Below are 16,671 nucleotides of genomic sequence, written 5' to 3' on the forward strand. Positions count from 1 at the left end.
TTATCCTTTAGCGTGTTCGCCGGAGCCTGCCTCCAGCGGAGATTCAACGGAAAACGATGGGCAGCCGCGGCGCCCGATGACAGGAAAACGGGCCAACTCCCACAGATTCAGCAGCCGGGCGCCAACCCGCAGACCATCCCGCTCGAGCCGCTCCTGAACCTGGATCGTCACGGGACCGAAACGGCGCTGCAGATACAGCAGATTGCCGTTGCGATGCCCGCGCACATCGGCCACATCCGACGGATGTACCGCCAATGGCTGACAACCCCCTTGGGTCAGCAGACGGTCCAGGGCCCGCCGCCACAGATAAGACTTTACCAGGTGACCGAAGGCCGGATGATAGGGCCCGGCCACGATGCCGTCGGGGCCATGGAGTTCCGGACTGCTCTGCAGACCCAGTCGGATCACCGGCACTCCGGCCTGCCGGCTCCGCCAGAGCAGCTCGGCGCACAGGGCTACTGCATCGAGGAGCGGCATGGGACTATAGCGCCCCTGTCGCCACCATTTTTCGAGCAAGGTATGGCGCAGCACCACGGTCGGATAGAGGCGCAGAAAATCCGGTCGCAAGGCCAGGGCGCATGCCAGGCTGCGGCGCGCTTCTCTGGTGTCGGCACCGGGCAGGCCGGGCATCAGCTGCAGCCCCAGCCGCAGGCCGGCGGCGCGCAACCGGGATGCGGCACCGCAGGCGTCCCTCGGGCCGTGCCCCCGGCCGCTCTGGGTCAGCACCCGGGCGGAAAAGGACTGGCAGCCCAATTCGACGGTGGTCACGCCATGCCGGCGCAAGCGCTCTACGGCTTCCGGACCGCACGCGTCCGGCCGGGTCGAGACGCGAATCCCGGCCACCCGTCCCGCGGCGAGAAATGGAGCCACAGCGCGCAGATAAGCCTCCTGCAGCGGCGCCGACAGAGCCGAAAAGCTGCCGCCGAAAAAAGCCACCTCGCCATCGCCGCGCACCGGCAGCATAGCGTCCAGCATACCCGGGACAGCGGCCGGCGCCGGCGCCGTCGACATCCCGGCCACCGCTTCCTGCCGACAGTAAACGCAGCGCTGAGGGCACCCCTGGTGAGGAATGAAGAGCGGATAGACGCGCATGCCGATGTCATTTCGGCGACGCCCGGCAGCCCGGCCGTCGGTCACAACTCCAAATGCTCCAAGGCGCTGCGGGCGGCCTCCTGCTCGGCGGCCTTCTTGCTGTGGCCCTGGCCGGTGCCGATGGCCCGGCCTCGAAACCGCACTTCCACCCGGTAAGTGCGCTGGTGGGCGGGTCCTGAGGCTTCCAGCAACGGATATGCCGGAACTTCGCCGTAGCGGCCCTGCAGCAATTCCTGCAAGCGGGTTTTGTAATCGCCGGCCTTGCGCCGCGCGGCCCGGACGATGGGTTCGCGCAGCAGATCCTCGGCCATGGCGCGCGCCGCTTCGAAGCCGCCATCGCAGAACACCGCTCCCAGCAGCGCTTCCAAGGCATTGGCCAGCAGGCTGCTTTTTTCCCGTCCGCCGCTGCGCTCCTCGCCCTTGCCCAAGAGGAGAAAGGCCCCCAAATCGAGCTGACGGGCCACCGGGACCAGGCCCTTTTCACTGACCACCTCGGCACGCAGTCGCGTCAGGTCCCCTTCGGAAAGCCGCGGATATTCGCGAAAAACGTATTGGCTGACCAGCAAACTGAGTACCGCGTCGCCCAAAAATTCCAGTCGCTCATTGTCCGGGAGGGTCCCGTCGCCCTGTTCATTGCTGAAGGATTTGTGCGTCAACGCCTCTTGCATCAGTGCGGAGTTCTTGAAATGATAACGAATCCGCTGCTCCAGTTGCACCCCGGCCAGTTCGGCATCCATCCCGATCACCCCCAAAATCACGGTTAACCCGGCAGGCTCTGGAGAATTTGCCACCAAGCCGTCCGAGCCTGCCGGATTAAATTCGAATAGCTGCCAATTGAATCAGGCACTATACACAAATTGCCCGGCTACCGCAACGACCAGGAAGGCGGAGTTGTGCCGTCGACTCGGGTCCGGCAGGCGGAAAGCAGGCAAAGGTGGCAAAACCGGCCCTGGAGCAGCCCATTGTCCGGCAAGGGCCTGGCTTCAGGAGCGGGAACGAGGATATTTCAGGGACAAAATGAGGATAACGGCCAGGATCAGGATGATCCAGAAAGGCAAGGTTCGGCGCATCCCCTGCAGACCGGGTATGACCTCCCACCGAATTGTTTGGGTGACCAACTGCCACAGTTCGTCAAACATGTCCCCCTCCTGCCCTTCAATCTCATATATGTACAGTGACCATCCAGCCCGGCACGCCTTGTGGCAATCATACCAGCTTTTTGGCCATCGGGGAAAAACAGGGCATCATCCAATTTCGCCCTTTGGCAGGAATGCGACGATTATTTCCTCGGCCTTCATGGGGCTGCCCAACAGATAGCCCTGGGCCAGGTCGCAGTGATGGCTTTGCAGAAAGTTAAGTTGTTCCTCCGTCTCGACCCCCTCGGCCAGAACCTGCAGGCCGAGATTACCGGCCATCTGGATGATGCTGGCGGTCATCATGGCACCCTGCCCTTCCTGGCCGACGGTTTCAAGCAGGGACCGGTCGATTTTAAGGCGCTCCACGGGAAGTTGCTTGAGCAGGCTCAGACTCGAGCAACCGACGCCGAAATCATCCAGAATCAACTCCACGCCCATGGTCCGAAGCTCTTCCAAAACCGCCTGCACGGAATGTCGAGCATCCGAAAACACGCTTTCCGTAAACTCCAGGGCCAGCCACTCCGGTTCAAGGCCATATTTCTCCAGGACATTGCCCAGCCATTGGGCAAAGCCTGGCTGGAAAAGCTGTCGGGCGGTCACGTTCACCGATACGGTCGTCAAGGGCAACCCCTGGCGGCGCCAGCAATGCAACTGGCGGCAGACTTCGGTCAGGATCCAGCGGCCGACGGCGAGCATCAGATCCGAATCCTCAATCACCGGAATGAACTGTCCCGGCGACAACACACCCCACTCGGGGTGCCGCCACCGAACCAGGCTTTCCATGGCCACCGGACGGCGGCTGTCGACTTCGCAGATAGCCTGGTAGTACATGGTCAACCGATTTTCCTGCAGGGCTTGCCGCAAACCCTTTTCAATCAGGATCCGCTGTTGCACCTGAATATTGATCTCCTCGCGAAAAAACTGAAAATTGGCCCGACCGGCATCCTTGGCCAGGTACATGGCCGCGTCGGCGTTCTTGAACAGCGCTTCGAACTCGAGGCCGTCGTCGGGAAAAATACTGATACCCATGCTGACGGTAACCTTGGGAGCATGCTCGCCAAGGGGAAATGGTTCCTCGAACTGCTGCATGATTTTGCGGGCCAGGGCGGCGACTTCCACCACTTCACCGGTATTGGTCAGCAACAGCACGAATTCATCTCCGCCCATGCGGCAAACCGTGTCGCTGCGGCGCACGCTCAGGGAAAGCCGCTGCGCAACCTGACACAACAGCTGATCCCCTTTGTGGTGCCCGAGGAGATCATTGACCTGCTTGAAGTGATCCAGATCCAGCAGGCAGATGGCCAACCGGGTATGGGTGCGCAGCGCATGCATGGTGGCCTGGTTGAACCGTTCATGCAGCATGTTCCGGTTGGGCAGGCGGGTCAACTGGTCGTGGTGCGCCAGAAAGGCTACTTTGGCCTGGGCCAGTTTCTGCTCGGAGATATCCAGAAACTGGCAGACGCAGCCTTCCGGATCGCCCCCCGGGCGACCCAGTGAGGCACCGAACAGGTGCACATCCAACAGCCGACCGTCCCGGTGCCGCAACCGCTCTTCCCAGCAGCCTTTCGGAGCGCCGGTGGCGGACGATGGCGGCCACCGACGCCCGCCATGGCGTGACGCCTCGTCGGCCCAGGGCAGTGGCCGACCCAGCATTTCCGCCATGGTCCAGCCCGTCAGGTCCTCCGCCGCCGGATTCCAGTAGGTCACCAGACCGGCTTCATCGAGGATCGCCATGGGCAGCGGCGCGTAGCGCCCAACATCCTGCATCGGGCCTTGGCCAGGTATTGGTTGCAAGGCGATCTCGTCGGCAAGCCCACTGCTTCGGCGCCTCAGCAGGTAAGGCAGGGCGGCGATGCCCGCCAGAAGCGGCCAGCCAAACAAGCGACTCCACAGCCAAGCTTCGAAAGCCTGGGGAAAGAGTCGTTGCAGCAGAATGTCGATAATCAGCACCGCCATGCCGCCGAGAGCAACATAGGAGATGATGACCAAGGATCCATTGACTCTGGCATTCTGCACAAACATAACCTTTAACAATAGAGTTTCAATTATTCCCAATCAGCCACCGTACGATACAGTTTAGCGGAAAATTGAGACCTTTCACGCCGACATAAATTAAAACGAAGTCAATAAGTTTTGAATCATGACTATTATTTTTTGTCGCGCAAAATCCTATGGCCAAAGTTGCAAAGGAAGGAGTACCGGTCTTTAACAAAAGCAACTTCGATGTTTCATCCGGTTGTCGCCTCTCGCTGAAATGATTCCTTTCTGATTACTGCCGTTCAAGTCAGCAGATTAGACAGGACTCCGATTTATGTTATGTTTGTCCTGTTGTTCGGGTGCTGTTTGCCCTGCGCTGCCGCTCCGCCATGAGGACCCCTGAAATCCATGCAGATTATCGAAATACTCCGCCAGGAACACAGCCTTATCCGACTGGTTCTGACCACCATGGAGCGCCTCCGCCCCCAGCGCGGCAAGTTCAGTCCGGAAGCCGGTCGGCAGTTGGAAAGTCTGCTCGAATTCTTCTGGATCTATGTCGACCATTGCCATTGCGGCAAAGAAGAAAACGTTCTGTTCCTGGCCATGGAAAAAGCCGGAATCTCCCGCCAGGCCGGACCCATCGGCATCGGCCTGGCGCAGCATCAGATGAACCGCAAAATCCTGCAGTTCCTCCAGGAGGTCGCCCTTAACTGGAAGCCGGACGAACCTCAATCCAACCTGAGCCTGGCCGCCGCCATGGACGATTACATCCTGCAACTGAGAGCCCACCTCGATCGGGAGGAACGGGTCCTTTTTCCGCTGGCCGAAGATCAGCTTGGCGAACCTCAGGACGCCCGGCTGCTGCAGGCCTGTCACAGCCTGGAACAGAATCTGCTCAGCCCCCGCCGACGTGCCAACCTGTTGGAAAAATTGCAGCGTCTGAACCCGGAAATCCACTTTTGACCGATCCGGACGGAGCTCTGTCTATTTCCGCCCGGCTCCGCCCTCCCCAAGCCAGAATGCCGGTCTTACATACCTGGCAAGCCCCTTGGCCAGTGCCCGGCCGATATGTTATCCTCCCGCCTCGGCCATTCCAGAGACTGAACATATAGATTTTTGCAGGCCCCGTCATAAGGAGGACATTATGAGTGAATGGCTCGATCAGCTTGCCGGCCTGGCCTGGGGGCCGATCACTATCGTGCTGTTGGTGGGAACCGGCATCCTCATGACCCTCCTGGTCAAAGGCATTCAGCTGCGCCGCTTTCACTATGCCTTCCAATTGATCTCCGGTCGCTTCGACAATCCCGGAGACAGGGGCGAAATCAGCCACTTTCAGGCTCTCAGCGCGGCGCTGTCGGCCACCATCGGCACCGGCAACATCGCCGGCGTCGGCACCGCCATCGCCATGGGCGGCCCCGGCGCCGTGTTTTGGATGTGGATTACCGCCCTGTTCGGCATGGCCCTGAAGTTTTCCGAATGCCTCCTGTCCCTGCATTTTCGTACCCTGCACGAGGACGGATCGGTCAGTGCCGGTCCCATGTACTACCTTGAAAAGGGTCTCGGACAAAAATGGCTGGGCATGCTGTTCGCCTTTTTCGCCGTCATGGCCTCTTTCGGCATCGGCAACATGGCTCAGGCCAATTCCGTCGCCGAGCCCCTGCTGACCTATTTCGGCATCCCCAAACTCACCACCGGACTGGCCCTCGGCATATTGGTCTTTGCGGTCATCGTCGGCGGCATCAAACGCATCGGCCGGGTGGCCAGCAAACTGGTACCGATGATGTGCATCTTTTACGTCAGCGGCGCCCTTTGGGTGTTGCTGCGCAATTGGCACGGCATCCCGGGCGCCCTGGCGATCATCTTCCATGACGCCTTCACGGGATCGGCCGCCGCCGGAGGCTTTACCGGCGCCGCGGTCAGCCAGGCCATGCGTTTCGGGGTGGCCCGGGGGGTCTTCTCCAATGAAGCCGGGCTCGGCAGTGCGCCCATCGCCCACGGCGCCGCCCGCACCGAGGAACCGGTCCGGGAAGGCCTGGTCGCCATGCTCGGCCCTTTTATCGATACCCTGGCCATCTGCACCATGACCGCCCTGGTCATCGTCCTGACCGGCGCCTATCGCAGCACCCTGACCGGCGCCGATCTGACCGCCAGTGCCTTCAACCGCGGACTGCCCGGCCCCGGCGGCTACATCGTGGCCCTGGGCCTGGCCTTGTTCGCATTTTCAACCGCCATCAGTTGGTCCTACTATGGTGACCGCTCCATCGAATACCTCTGCGGGCCGCGCCTGGTGCTGCCCTACCGCCTGCTGTTCTGCCTGCTGCTGCCGATCGGCGCCTATATCCGCCTGGAATTGGTCTGGACCGTTTCCGACATCTTCAATGCCTTGATGGCCTGGCCCAACCTGGTCGGCCTGCTCTTCCTAAGTCCCCTGGTGGTGCGTCTGACCCGGGAATATTTCCGCGATCCGGACCGAATCTATCCATCCGGAACCCGGCGCTGACGGCCGCCGGAGGCACCTGCACGCCGTTGTTCCCTTGTCCTGCGGGAATCGGATGACAGATTTCCGACAGAGCTGATTTTAGCAACGGAAAGGCCCGCAAGTCATGTCGACTTTTTGTAAACCTTGGTTGCATCCAGCTGTTTTTTCATTATTTTCCATGGCGCGTCAAGGAATGACCAGAACTGCGGACAGCTGCGACTGCCGGTTCCGGCAGGGGCGCGGCCGGAACCATTATTGAAAACGCCCGGCCGGGATACCGGGCCGGGCGCCTGGGGAGGGGCATGCCATCGGGTTACCTGAACAGGGAATCCCGCCTGATTTGATCCATGCGGATATCGTATTCCGCCTTGTTGATTTTGCCGTCCTTATAGTCCTGCTCTACCCGATCCCGTTGCCGGGTCAGGTGATATTCATACCCGCCGGCGCCCGCTGCGGCGCCGCCTACGGCACCCAGTCCTGCGCTGCCGGCGTGGGAACCACACCCGGCCAGCAGGCAAATTGCCAAGATCACCAACAGCTGTTTCGCTCTCTTCATGGCGCTTCTCCTTGTTAGGGTTGAAAATACCGCCCGAGATGCTAAAAGCATAGGGCTTGGCCGGCAGATATCAAGGCGTGCCCGGGATGAAAAATCATCGCCCGGATGCGGAACCGTCCGGCAAAACAGGCCCTGGAGCAAGGAGAGCCTTCACAGGGAGAACTATTTGATCCCTTTGGCGTTGAGAAAGGGGCCGTAATTCATGTCACTGCCCTTGATATGGTGGCGCAGCCAATCGCTGAGAAAGTTCATCACCGAGACGGACAGCCCGAAACGACCTTCGTCGAAGCCCTGCTTGAATTCCATGACCTTGGCGGTAAAATCACGATGCTCCTGCTTATGGGCAACGCTGGCCGGATAACCGTAGCGGTCGAAATACTTTTCTTCCGTGGCAAAATGGGTCGCGGTGTAGGACGCCAATCCGGCCAGGATATGGCCGAGGACGTCCTTGCCGCGGCCCTTGGCCATGGCATCGTTCAGTTCATTGATCATGGCGACCAGCCGCTGGTGCTGCAGGTCGATTTCGGTGATGTTGACGGACAGGGTATCGTTCCATTGCAGCAGTGCCATGCATTCCTCCTGGGGTTGCAAAGGGTTGAAGAGGGGTTGTGGACAGTACGAGGTCCCATTTTTTTCGTTTCGCAGTCAAAACGGCGATCAGTAGCGATTGTATCGGCACATGGCCGATGAATCTTTACGGGCCTTGGATCGCACCGGATAACCCTGAGGGGGGTAGCCCAGGGTGATCACCAGGGCGATCCGTCGGGACCGGGGCACCCGCAGCAACTTTTTGATGGCTTTTTCGTCAAACCAGCCGAGCATGCAGGTCCCCAGGCCCAAATCCGCCGCCTGCAGACAGAAGTGGGCGGCGGCAATGCCCATATCGAAAAGGGCGAATTCCCGTCTTTGCAGCAGGGCGCCGAGGCGTGCCGTCCAGACCGGTTTTTCCATCACCAGCACCGCCAGCACCGGGGCTTGGACCGCAAAGCGATTGAGACCGAAAACCTTGCTGCGGGTGGCCTCGCCGACCCGGTTCTTCAGAGCCGGGTCATCCACCAGAATCAGGGTCCAGGGCTGGGCATTGCAGGCCGAAGGCGCCAGACGCACGGCTTCGACGAGTTTTCCGAGCTTTTCCACCTCCACGGGTCGGTCGCAATAGGTGCGAACGCTCTGCCGATTTCGAATCAGTGGCGCAAAATCCACGACGCCCTCCTTTGCCGCAACACCGAAAAGGCCACCCCATGCAGGAACTTTGCAGAATCGGGCGGGATTGGCGGCGGCCATCGCCCAGGCGAGGGTGACCGACCCCGCCCCCCGGAATGCAAAAAAGGGTTACAGCTAATGCCGTAACCCTTTGATTTCATGGTGGGCGTTGTAGGGATTGAACCTACGACCCCTGCCGTGTGAAGGCAGTGCTCTCCCGCTGAGCTAAACGCCCGTAACGAGGGGATTTATAGCAGTTCGCCGGCGGCAAGTCAAGATTGAATTTCGACCCCTGTCGCAGTCCCTCCGGAGCGCAACGCCACCAGCCAGGCCTCGGGCAGGGCGGTCGGACGGCGGTCGCGGCCGACGACGACATGGCGGCTGCGCCCTTCGGCCAGCAGCATATTCTGCCGGTTGTGCAGCCGATAGGAGAATTCCAGGCCACGGCTTCGAATCCGATCCAAGGTGGTGAACAGTACCAGCACATCCTCGTAAAAGGCCGCGGCGCGGCAGGTCAGTTCGATCCCGGCCACCACCACCAGATAACCCTGCCGCTCCATCTCGCTGTAGGCCAGGCCTTGCTGGCGGAGAAAATCGGAGCGGCCCTCCTCGAACCAGACCAGGTAGTTGGCATGGTGGGCGATGCCCTGGGCATCGGTTTCGGCATAGCGGACGATGAATTCCATGCGGGTCGTCAACAACTGGAATACTCCCTGGCGGCAACACCTGCCGCCCTGTCGTGCTGCTGAAAAATTTCGTAATCTCTGGCTCCTCTATTCCTTGTAACGGTCGGCAATGCCCTGCAGCCCGGAAGGATCCAGAATCTCGATATCCCGTCCACGGACCCGGATCAGGTCCTCTTCGACCAGGCGTCGCAGGGTACGGGACAGGGTTTCGCCAACGGTGCCCAGGTTGGCCGCCAGTTGGGTTTTGGACACGGGCAACCGCACCACTTCCGGTCGTCCGCCGGCCAGATCCAGCAGATAGTGGGACAACCGCGCCGGCACATCGCGAAAAGTCAAAGCCTCCATCTGGTCCATGAGTTCCCGCAGAATGCGGGAAATGCCGCCGATGATATGAATGGCCAACTGGGCATTGTCGTGCAGCAGACGCAGAATCTCCGGTTTGGGGAAATACAGCACCGTACAGTCGTCCAGGGCCTGGGCATTGGCTGGGTACAACCCCAGATCGAAGATGGCCGCCTCGGCAAAGGTCCGGCCTGGCTGGGCGATGCGCAGAATGCGCTCCCGACCTTCCGGGGAGAGCTTGAAAAGCTTCACCTTGCCGGTCATGGGCACGAAAAAGCCCGTCGCTTCCTCCCCTTCGGAAAACAGGACCTGGCCCTTGCGGTAGCATTGCGGCCGCGCGATGCGCAACAGCTCCTCCAGATCCTGAGCGGTGGCGCCGACAAACAGAGGACAGGCCTTGATGGCGGCTTTGGCGTTCAATCTCGCTAGCCTCGCGGATGAACAACGGCTCCGCTGCCCGTAGCGGAGCAGCGGAGCCGTTGTTGAAACAGATGCCGATCAGTAACGATAATGCTCCGGTTTGAACGGACCATCCAGGGGCACGCCAAGATAGTCGGCCTGCTTGGCCGTCATCCGGGTCAACTGCGCGCCGAGTTGCCCCAGGTGCAGGCGGGCCACTTTCTCATCGAGGCCTTTAGGCAGAACATAGACCTTTTTTTCATAGGCCTGCGGCCGGGTCCACAACTCAATCTGGGCCAACACCTGGTTGGTGAAGGAGGCGGACATGACAAAGGAAGGATGCCCGGTGGCACATCCGAGATTGACCAGCCGTCCCTGGGCCAGCACCGTCAGGCGCTTGCCGCTCGGCCATTCGATCTGATCGACCTGCGGTTTCACCGGATGGACTTTCAGGGCCGGATCGTGAAACAGCCGGTCCACCTGGATCTCGGAATCGAAATGGCCGATATTGCAGACGATGGCTTCGTTTTTCATGCGATCCATATGTTCGCGGGTGATGACATCGACATTGCCGGTGGTGGTGACGAAGATATCCCCCCAGGCGCAGGCTTCCTCCATGGTTACCACGGGGATGCCTTCCATGGCGGCCTGCAGAGCGCAGATGGGATCGATTTCGGTGACGAACAGGGTCGCACCCAAGCCCCTGAAGGCCTGCACGCAGCCTTTGCCGACATCCCCGTAACCGAGCACCACACACTTCTTGCCGGCGATCATGACATCGGTCGCCCGCTTGATGCCGTCGATAAGAGACTCCCGACAGCCGTAGAGGTTGTCGAACTTGCTCTTGGTGACGGAGTCGTTGACATTGAAGGCCGGAAACAGCAGTTCCCCCCTGCGTTCCATCTGATACAACCGGTGTACGCCGGTGGTGGTTTCTTCGCTCACCCCGGCCATGCCGGCGGCCAGGCGCTGCCAAAATCCCGGATCCTCCAGCAACTGTTGGTTGAGCAATTGATCAACGATGGTGATTTCGCGGTTTTCCTGGGACACCTCGGGCAGAACGCCGCTGTCCGCATAGGCCCGCTCACGAGCCACGCCCCGATGAATCAGCAGGGTTGCGTCGCCGCCGTCGTCGACAATCAACGTGGGGCCGCCGGGATGAGCCAGGGCGCGCAGGGTATATTGCCAGTATTCCTCGAGGGTCTCGCCCTTGTAGGCAAAAACGGGAATCCCTGCGGCGGCGATGGCGGCGGCGGCGTGATCCTGGGTGGAAAAGATGTTGCAGCTGGCCCAGCGGACCTCGGCTCCCAGTTCCACCAGGGTTTCAATGAGCACCGCCGTCTGAATGGTCATGTGCAGGGAACCGGTGATGCGGGCGCCGGCCAGTGGCCGCTGCTGCCGGTACTCCTCGCGCAGGGCCATGAGGCCGGGCATTTCCGCTTCGGCCATGCGGATTTCTCTTCGCCCCCATTCCGACAGGGATAGGTCTTTGACAACAAAATCGTTGCGAATCGATGTGGTTTCCATGACTGAGCAATTCCTTTCAACGGGAAATTAGATGACAAATGGTTCCGGCAGTACGGCATTCGTGGTCGCACCGAGGAGCAACGGCACCCTGCGGATAAGGTTGCCGCAGGCGCTCCCGAGCTGTCGGATTTTGGCTGGTTTTACACTAAAGCCGAAAATGTTTGCCGCTCCACAGCTCCCCGAAAAACCTGAAACTGACTTATTTATTTGAAATATCAACAAGTTTTGTTATATAGCCCGACCGCCCGCAAATGGCAAGACAAAAGGGCGAATCCGCCTGAATTCGCCCCCATGAGAGGTCAGCGACCAACCTGAGCCGAATTATTGCAATGGCAGAATGACCGTATGCACCGTGCCGCTGGGCATGGCCCGCAACTGCAACCGCAGTTGGCTGGCCGAAGTCGCTTCACCGGGGAAAAACAGGAATCCCTGAGCCAGGTTGCCGGGCGGCACCGCCTGGTTGACCAGCTGCTTGGCCGCCAGGTCGCGCGCTATCTGCCGGCCGGCCTCATCGCTGCCGAGGGCACCGGCGCCGCCGACTACCGCCCCGCCGCCACCACCCACGGCAGCACCCTTGAACGCCGCCGAACCGATATTTTCCCCGGTCAGGATACCGATGGCAGTGCCGAGCACCGCGCCCCCGGCAGCGCCGAGCAGGGCGCCACGGCCGCCGCCCCTGGCGATACGAGCGTATTCGGAGCTTTCCTCAACCCGGCGATAGGCTGTGGCGCTGTCGAGCAGCGGCCACAGATTGCCTTCGGCATCGAGAAGAAAGGACTGCTCGGGCATAACCGCGAGGCTCTGCTGACCGTCATTCTGCATGATCACCTGCACCGGCAGCAAGCCGGCACCACGGACGTCGAAACCGAACACCTGACGCGCCGCCGCTTTGTCCGCATAGGCTTGTGCCGCCACCTGGGTATCGACCACCACCTGCATGTTGGCATAACTGGAGGGGGCACGAAACGGCACCACCTGACTGCGATACCTGACGCAGCCGCTCACCAGAAGTGCCAAGCCCATTCCCAAAGCCAATAGTTTCATGTTTCGTTGCATGTTCGCCACCGCCTTTCGCAACGGGTTTTGTTTCATGGTAGCATATCGTCCTGGAAATTTCTGCCCGTAGCGGGCGCCGATCATCTTGGTGCTTACGAAAAAAGCGAACCGGCAGGTTCGCTTTTTTCCTTCTTGAAACTCGGCTTGGCAGGAATCAGAGCCCCGCGCGCTGCCGCAGGGACTCGACCCGGTCGGTACGTTCCCAGGTGAATTCCGGCAATTCGCGACCAAAATGACCGTAGGCCGCCGTCTTCCGGTAGATGGGCCGCAGCAGATCAAGGGTATGGATGATGGCGGCCGGACGCATATCGAATTCCTCCCGCACCAGCTTGGCGATGGTGTTGGCGGGAATTAGGCCGGTGCCGAAGGTATTGACCATGATGGAGACCGGTTCCGCCACGCCGATGGCATAAGCCAACTGCACCTCGCATTTGCGCGCCAGGCCGGCGGCGACCACGTTCTTGGCAACATAGCGGGCCATGTAGGAGGCGCTGCGATCGACCTTGGAGGGATCCTTCCCCGAAAAGGCGCCGCCGCCGTGGGAACCCTGGCCGCCGTAGGTATCGACGATGATCTTGCGGCCCGTCAGGCCGCAATCCCCCTGGGGACCGCCGACCACGAAACGGCCGGTGGGATTGATGAAGTATTTGGTGTTTTCGTCGAGCATGTCCGCCGGCAGCATTTTCTTGACCACTTCTTCAATCAGGGCCTCGCGCAGGGTCTCATAAGGAACCTCGGGGCTGTGCTGCGAAGAAACCACCACCGTATCGATGCGGATGGGTTTGTCGTTAATGTACTGGATGGACACCTGGGACTTGCTGTCCGGACGCAGGAAGGGCAGCAGGCCGCTTTTACGTACTTCCGCCGTACGCTGGGTCAGCTTATGGGCGAAAATGATGGGCATGGGCATCAATTCCGGCGTTTCATCGCAGGCATAGCCGAACATCAACCCCTGGTCGCCGGCCCCCTGCTCCTTGAACAGTCCCTGCCCTTCGCTTACCCCTTGGGAAATATCCGGGGATTGGCGGTCGATGGAGGTCAGCACGGCGCAGGTTTCCCAGTCGAATCCCATGGCCGAATCGTCATAGCCGATATCGCGAATGGTGCTGCGAACCACGTCCGGATAGTCGATCCGGGCGTTGGTGGTGATTTCCCCGGCAATCATGACCAGGCCGGTAGTCACCAGGGTTTCGCACGCCACGCGGCTGGTGGGATCCTGGCTGAGGATCGCATCCAGGATGGAATCGGAAATCTGATCGGCTACTTTATCGGGATGTCCTTCACTGACGGACTCGGATGTAAACAGAAAATCGGTCATGCCCATGGAATGATGCCCTCCTGTCGCTGATTTCGCAAACGTGAATATTAGATGAACTCTTTCAGAACTGTCAACATTTTCCTGGCGAACCAGCAGCCCGGGGAGCTTCGAACAGGGACGGGAAACGCCGGTGCATTTCCGCCTCCAACCGGGCTGCGACCTCCGGAGCGGTGCCCAGTTGCAGCAGTTCCAGCACCAGTTCCTCGGCCTCCTGGCGCCGGACCTGGCGAATGATCCGCTTCACTTGGGAAATGTAGGGCGCGTTCATGGAAAGCTCCTGGAATCCCAGACCAAGCAGCACCAGGGCGTAGAGGGGATCGGCGGCCATTTCACCACAGATGCCGATTTCCACCCCCTGTTCGCGGGCCGCCTGACAGGTCATGCGCAGAGCACGCAGCACCGCCGGATGCAAAGGTTCGTACAGATAGGCGACATGTTCGTTGCCGCGGTCCACGGCCAGGCAATACTGGATGAGGTCGTTGGTGCCGACGGACAGAAAATCCACCTCGCGGGCCAGCAGGTCCGCGATCATGGCCGCCGACGGCGTTTCAATCATGATGCCCACCTGCAGGTGCTCATCGAAAGCCAGCCCCTCGGCGGTCAGCTCCTCCTTGGCCTCGGCAATGCAGGCCTTGCAGGCGACGATTTCCGCCACCCCGGTGATCATGGGAATCAGGACTCGCGCCCTGCCGAAGGCGGAAGCCCGCAGAATGGCGCGCAGTTGGGTTTTGAAGAGGTGTTTCTCCTTCAGGGAAAATCGCACTGCCCGCAACCCCATGGCCGGGTTGGCTTCATCGGAAAGGTCGATGCTGCTGACCAGCTTGTCGCCGCCGACATCCAGGGTGCGAATGGTCACCGGATGCGGCGCCATGCGCTCGACGATGGTCTTGTAAGCCTGCAGCTGGTCTTCCTCAGAGGGCGTATCCTCCCGGTTCATGTAAAGAAATTCGGTGCGATACAGACCGATGCCTTGGGCGCCTTCACGCAGGGCCGCCGGCACCTCCTCGGCCAACTCCACATTGCCCTGCAGCACAATGCGATGGCCGTCCAGGGTCTCGGCTTCCAGGTCCCGATAGAAGATCAGCTCCTGTTGCAGATATTCGTAGAACTGTTTTTTCTGCAGGTAGTCACGGAAGGTTTCCGGTGAAGGATTGAGTACGACGGTCCCGGTGGATCCATCGATGATCAACGGCATGCCGTCCCGGACCTTGGCCGTCGCGCTCTCCAGGCCGACCACCGCCGGGATGCCCAGGGAACGGGCCAGAATGGCGGTATGGGAAGTCCGGCCGCCGACATCGGTGATAAAACCGATGATGCGTTCCTTGTCCATCTGCATGGTATCGGCCGGCGACAGATCATGCGCCACGACAATGGCTTTGCGATCCACATCGGCCAGGGACTGCTGGGCGGCCCCCATGAGATTGCGCAGGATGCGTTGGCCGACGGAGTCCACATCCGAACGTCGCTCACGCAGGTATTCGTCCTCGATACTGTCGAAAACAGCCCGGAATTTTTGCAAAATACGCTTCAGGGCACCTTCGGCATTGATGCGTTCGGCTCTGATCAGGGAGAGGGTCTCGCCGACCAGCATCTGATCTTCAAGAATCAACAGATGCGTGTCGATGATATGCAGATGTTCGGCCAGGCGCGGTTCCGCCACGCGGTTCTTGACCTCTTGCAACTGTTGCCGGGAGCGGCTGACGGCCTCCTGGAACAGCCGGCATTCGGCCTCGACCTCGTCAACGTCGATGGGCCGTTCGACAGCGGAAATGCGATTGCGATCGATGACATAAGCCGCCCCGATGGCCACCCCCGGCGAAGCGCTGATGCCCTGAAGAAAAATATCCTGCAGCATGTCAGGTTTCTCCGAACCCGTTGTCGATCAACTCGGCGATGGCGGCCAACGCCTGGGCGGCGTCCTCGCCCTCGCACAGGACCTTGACTTCGGATCCCTGGGCCGCGGCCAGCATCAGTATCCCCATGATACTCTTGCCATTGACCTCTTCCTCGTCCTTGCTGAGGGTGATCTCGGACTGGAACTGGCTGGCGGTCTGAACCAGCAGCGCCGCGGCCCGGGCATGCAGTCCCAGGCGGTTTTTGATGGTAAATACACCTTCCATGGTCACCAGCCCTGCATCAAACATATCTGAACTCCCGACAAAATCAGCAAACAACCCGCCAAGCCGATGAGCAGCGGCGAAATCCCCCGACGCACCAGCCAGACCAGCAGAAAAACCAGGGGCAGCCCAAGCAAACCCCAAATTGCGCCGGTCGGCCGGCCCGCAGGGGCTACGGCAGCGGACACCCATGCGCACAGAACCGCCAACAGCACCACGGTCAGCCGCTTGAGACGCTGCGTCCAATCCGGCAAATGCCAGTGCTGCAGAGATTCCACAATCCGGTAGCCGCGGCGATAGCCTTGCAGCAACCCCAAAACCCGCAGCCAGAGATGGGGCAGATTGTAGACCAGCAGAAAGACCGGAATCGCCCACAGGGAACCGGTGAGACCCAGACCGGCCCCCAGGGCCGCGGCCAGAGGCCTCAGCCCGCCCCAGAAAAAGCCATCGCCCATGGCGGCGCAGGGTCCGACCAGTGCCTCCTTGAACTTGACGACGTCGATCAAGCCTTCATCACCCTGGCTGCGGTGCTCTTCCAGCCGCAGACTGGCGCCAAGAATCAGGGTCGCCAACACCGGATGGGTATTGAAATGGCGCAGATGGCGGCGACAGGCGGCGGCCAGTTCGGGACCCTGGTAATAGCGCCGCAGGGCCGGTAACATGGCAAACAGGAAACCCAGGCTTTGCATGCCGTCGAAGCTCCAACTGCCCTGCAGCGTCAGGGAGCGCCACAGGGTGGCGCCAAGCACCCGCAATCGGTTGTAGCGAACCCTTGACATCATA

At 60.6% G+C, this 16,671-nt stretch carries 17 protein-coding genes and 1 tRNA gene; 2 read left to right on the plus strand and 16 right to left on the minus strand.

Translation table 11 applies throughout. From position 1 onward, the window contains the following. The 4 genes from JQN68_RS09975 to JQN68_RS09990 all read right to left on the minus strand — a co-directional run bounded on the left by JQN68_RS09975 (position 1) and on the right by JQN68_RS09990 (position 4,244). Positions 1 to 1,092, minus strand: a complete 1,092-nt coding sequence (locus JQN68_RS09975) for an elongator complex protein 3 (RefSeq protein ID WP_249621163.1) — start codon at positions 1,090 to 1,092, stop codon at positions 1 to 3. Between the two features lie 41 nt (positions 1,093 to 1,133). Next, a complete protein-coding gene (rnc, locus tag JQN68_RS09980; protein ID WP_225072220.1) occupies positions 1,134 to 1,829 on the minus strand; it encodes a ribonuclease III in 696 nt (231 codons plus the stop codon). A 246-nt stretch (positions 1,830 to 2,075) separates the two neighbouring features. Then, positions 2,076 to 2,231 carry a hypothetical protein gene (locus JQN68_RS09985; protein WP_225072219.1) on the minus strand — a complete coding sequence of 52 codons (156 nt, stop codon included), beginning with the start codon at positions 2,229 to 2,231 and terminating at the stop codon, positions 2,076 to 2,078. Positions 2,232 to 2,336: 105 nt separating this feature from the next. Beyond that, positions 2,337 to 4,244: a putative bifunctional diguanylate cyclase/phosphodiesterase gene (locus JQN68_RS09990; RefSeq protein WP_225072218.1), complete on the minus strand. Its 1,908-nt coding sequence runs from the start codon at positions 4,242 to 4,244 to the stop codon at positions 2,337 to 2,339. A 369-nt stretch (positions 4,245 to 4,613) separates the two neighbouring features. Between JQN68_RS09990 and JQN68_RS09995 the strand changes: the two genes are divergently transcribed. Beyond that, complete coding sequence (locus JQN68_RS09995) at positions 4,614 to 5,168, plus strand: hemerythrin domain-containing protein (protein WP_225072217.1); 555 nt, start codon at positions 4,614 to 4,616, stop codon at positions 5,166 to 5,168. A 181-nt stretch (positions 5,169 to 5,349) separates the two neighbouring features. Then, entirely contained in the window at positions 5,350 to 6,705 is a 1,356-nt protein-coding gene (locus tag JQN68_RS10000; RefSeq protein WP_225072216.1) for an alanine/glycine:cation symporter family protein, read from the plus strand. Positions 6,706 to 6,997: 292 nt separating this feature from the next. Here the strand turns inward: JQN68_RS10000 and JQN68_RS10005 are convergent, their stop codons facing one another. From JQN68_RS10005 to JQN68_RS10060, 12 genes are all read right to left on the minus strand, one after another. After that, complete coding sequence (locus JQN68_RS10005) at positions 6,998 to 7,240, minus strand: hypothetical protein (protein WP_225072215.1); 243 nt, start codon at positions 7,238 to 7,240, stop codon at positions 6,998 to 7,000. 162 nt (positions 7,241 to 7,402) lie between these two features. Then, the gene (locus JQN68_RS10010; protein WP_225072214.1) at positions 7,403 to 7,810 is read right to left on the minus strand and encodes a bacteriohemerythrin; all 408 of its coding nucleotides are present in this window, start codon (positions 7,808 to 7,810) and stop codon (positions 7,403 to 7,405) included. A gap of 87 nt (positions 7,811 to 7,897) precedes the next feature. After that, entirely contained in the window at positions 7,898 to 8,443 is a 546-nt protein-coding gene (locus JQN68_RS10015) for a nitroreductase family protein (protein ID WP_225072213.1), read from the minus strand. 160 nt (positions 8,444 to 8,603) lie between these two features. Then, positions 8,604 to 8,678: transfer RNA gene (locus JQN68_RS10020), tRNA-Val, on the minus strand. 37 nt (positions 8,679 to 8,715) lie between these two features. Further along, positions 8,716 to 9,144: an acyl-CoA thioesterase gene (locus JQN68_RS10025; RefSeq protein ID WP_225072212.1), complete on the minus strand. Its 429-nt coding sequence runs from the start codon at positions 9,142 to 9,144 to the stop codon at positions 8,716 to 8,718. A 72-nt stretch (positions 9,145 to 9,216) separates the two neighbouring features. Continuing rightward, entirely contained in the window at positions 9,217 to 9,891 is a 675-nt protein-coding gene (locus JQN68_RS10030; RefSeq protein WP_225072211.1) for a Crp/Fnr family transcriptional regulator, read from the minus strand. A gap of 78 nt (positions 9,892 to 9,969) precedes the next feature. Continuing rightward, positions 9,970 to 11,397: an adenosylhomocysteinase gene (gene ahcY, locus JQN68_RS10035; protein ID WP_225072210.1), complete on the minus strand. Its 1,428-nt coding sequence runs from the start codon at positions 11,395 to 11,397 to the stop codon at positions 9,970 to 9,972. 321 nt (positions 11,398 to 11,718) lie between these two features. Beyond that, entirely contained in the window at positions 11,719 to 12,453 is a 735-nt protein-coding gene (locus JQN68_RS10040; protein ID WP_225072209.1) for a hypothetical protein, read from the minus strand. A 154-nt stretch (positions 12,454 to 12,607) separates the two neighbouring features. Then, complete coding sequence (gene metK / locus JQN68_RS10045) at positions 12,608 to 13,777, minus strand: methionine adenosyltransferase (RefSeq protein WP_225072208.1); 1,170 nt, start codon at positions 13,775 to 13,777, stop codon at positions 12,608 to 12,610. A gap of 64 nt (positions 13,778 to 13,841) precedes the next feature. After that, the gene (gene ptsP / locus JQN68_RS10050) at positions 13,842 to 15,626 is read right to left on the minus strand and encodes a phosphoenolpyruvate--protein phosphotransferase (protein ID WP_225072207.1); all 1,785 of its coding nucleotides are present in this window, start codon (positions 15,624 to 15,626) and stop codon (positions 13,842 to 13,844) included. A 1-nt stretch (position 15,627) separates the two neighbouring features. Continuing rightward, positions 15,628 to 15,915: an HPr family phosphocarrier protein gene (locus tag JQN68_RS10055; protein WP_349632309.1), complete on the minus strand. Its 288-nt coding sequence runs from the start codon at positions 15,913 to 15,915 to the stop codon at positions 15,628 to 15,630. Beyond that, positions 15,894 to 16,670 carry a PTS system mannose/fructose/sorbose family transporter subunit IID gene (locus tag JQN68_RS10060; RefSeq protein ID WP_225072206.1) on the minus strand — a complete coding sequence of 259 codons (777 nt, stop codon included), beginning with the start codon at positions 16,668 to 16,670 and terminating at the stop codon, positions 15,894 to 15,896. The genes JQN68_RS10055 and JQN68_RS10060 overlap by 22 nt, the downstream gene beginning before the upstream one ends. Position 16,671 lies beyond the last annotated feature (1 nt).

The sequence above is a fragment of the Desulfuromonas sp. CSMB_57 genome (genome assembly GCF_020194955.2).
Taxonomy (GTDB): domain Bacteria; phylum Desulfobacterota; class Desulfuromonadia; order Desulfuromonadales; family Syntrophotaleaceae; genus JAFCIY02.

Bases quoted from the DNA above. Each gene is read 5' to 3' on its own strand.
- JQN68_RS09975 (WP_249621163.1), bottom strand. From the start codon at position 1,092: ATGCGCGTCTATCCGCTCTTCATTCCTCACCAGGGGTGCCCTCAGCGC.
- rnc (WP_225072220.1), bottom strand. From the start codon at position 1,829: ATGGATGCCGAACTGGCCGGGGTGCAACTGGAGCAGCGGATTCGTTAT.
- JQN68_RS09985 (WP_225072219.1), bottom strand. From the start codon at position 2,231: ATGTTTGACGAACTGTGGCAGTTGGTCACCCAAACAATTCGGTGGGAG.
- JQN68_RS09995 (WP_225072217.1), top strand. From the start codon at position 4,614: ATGCAGATTATCGAAATACTCCGCCAGGAACACAGCCTTATCCGACTG.
- JQN68_RS10000 (WP_225072216.1), top strand. From the start codon at position 5,350: ATGAGTGAATGGCTCGATCAGCTTGCCGGCCTGGCCTGGGGGCCGATC.
- JQN68_RS10005 (WP_225072215.1), bottom strand. From the start codon at position 7,240: ATGAAGAGAGCGAAACAGCTGTTGGTGATCTTGGCAATTTGCCTGCTG.
- JQN68_RS10010 (WP_225072214.1), bottom strand. From the start codon at position 7,810: ATGGCACTGCTGCAATGGAACGATACCCTGTCCGTCAACATCACCGAA.
- ahcY (WP_225072210.1), bottom strand. From the start codon at position 11,397: ATGGAAACCACATCGATTCGCAACGATTTTGTTGTCAAAGACCTATCC.
- JQN68_RS10040 (WP_225072209.1), bottom strand. From the start codon at position 12,453: ATGCAACGAAACATGAAACTATTGGCTTTGGGAATGGGCTTGGCACTT.
- metK (WP_225072208.1), bottom strand. From the start codon at position 13,777: ATGGGCATGACCGATTTTCTGTTTACATCCGAGTCCGTCAGTGAAGGA.
- ptsP (WP_225072207.1), bottom strand. From the start codon at position 15,626: ATGCTGCAGGATATTTTTCTTCAGGGCATCAGCGCTTCGCCGGGGGTG.
- JQN68_RS10055 (WP_349632309.1), bottom strand. From the start codon at position 15,915: ATGTTTGATGCAGGGCTGGTGACCATGGAAGGTGTATTTACCATCAAA.
- JQN68_RS10060 (WP_225072206.1), bottom strand. From the start codon at position 16,670: ATGATGTCAAGGGTTCGCTACAACCGATTGCGGGTGCTTGGCGCCACC.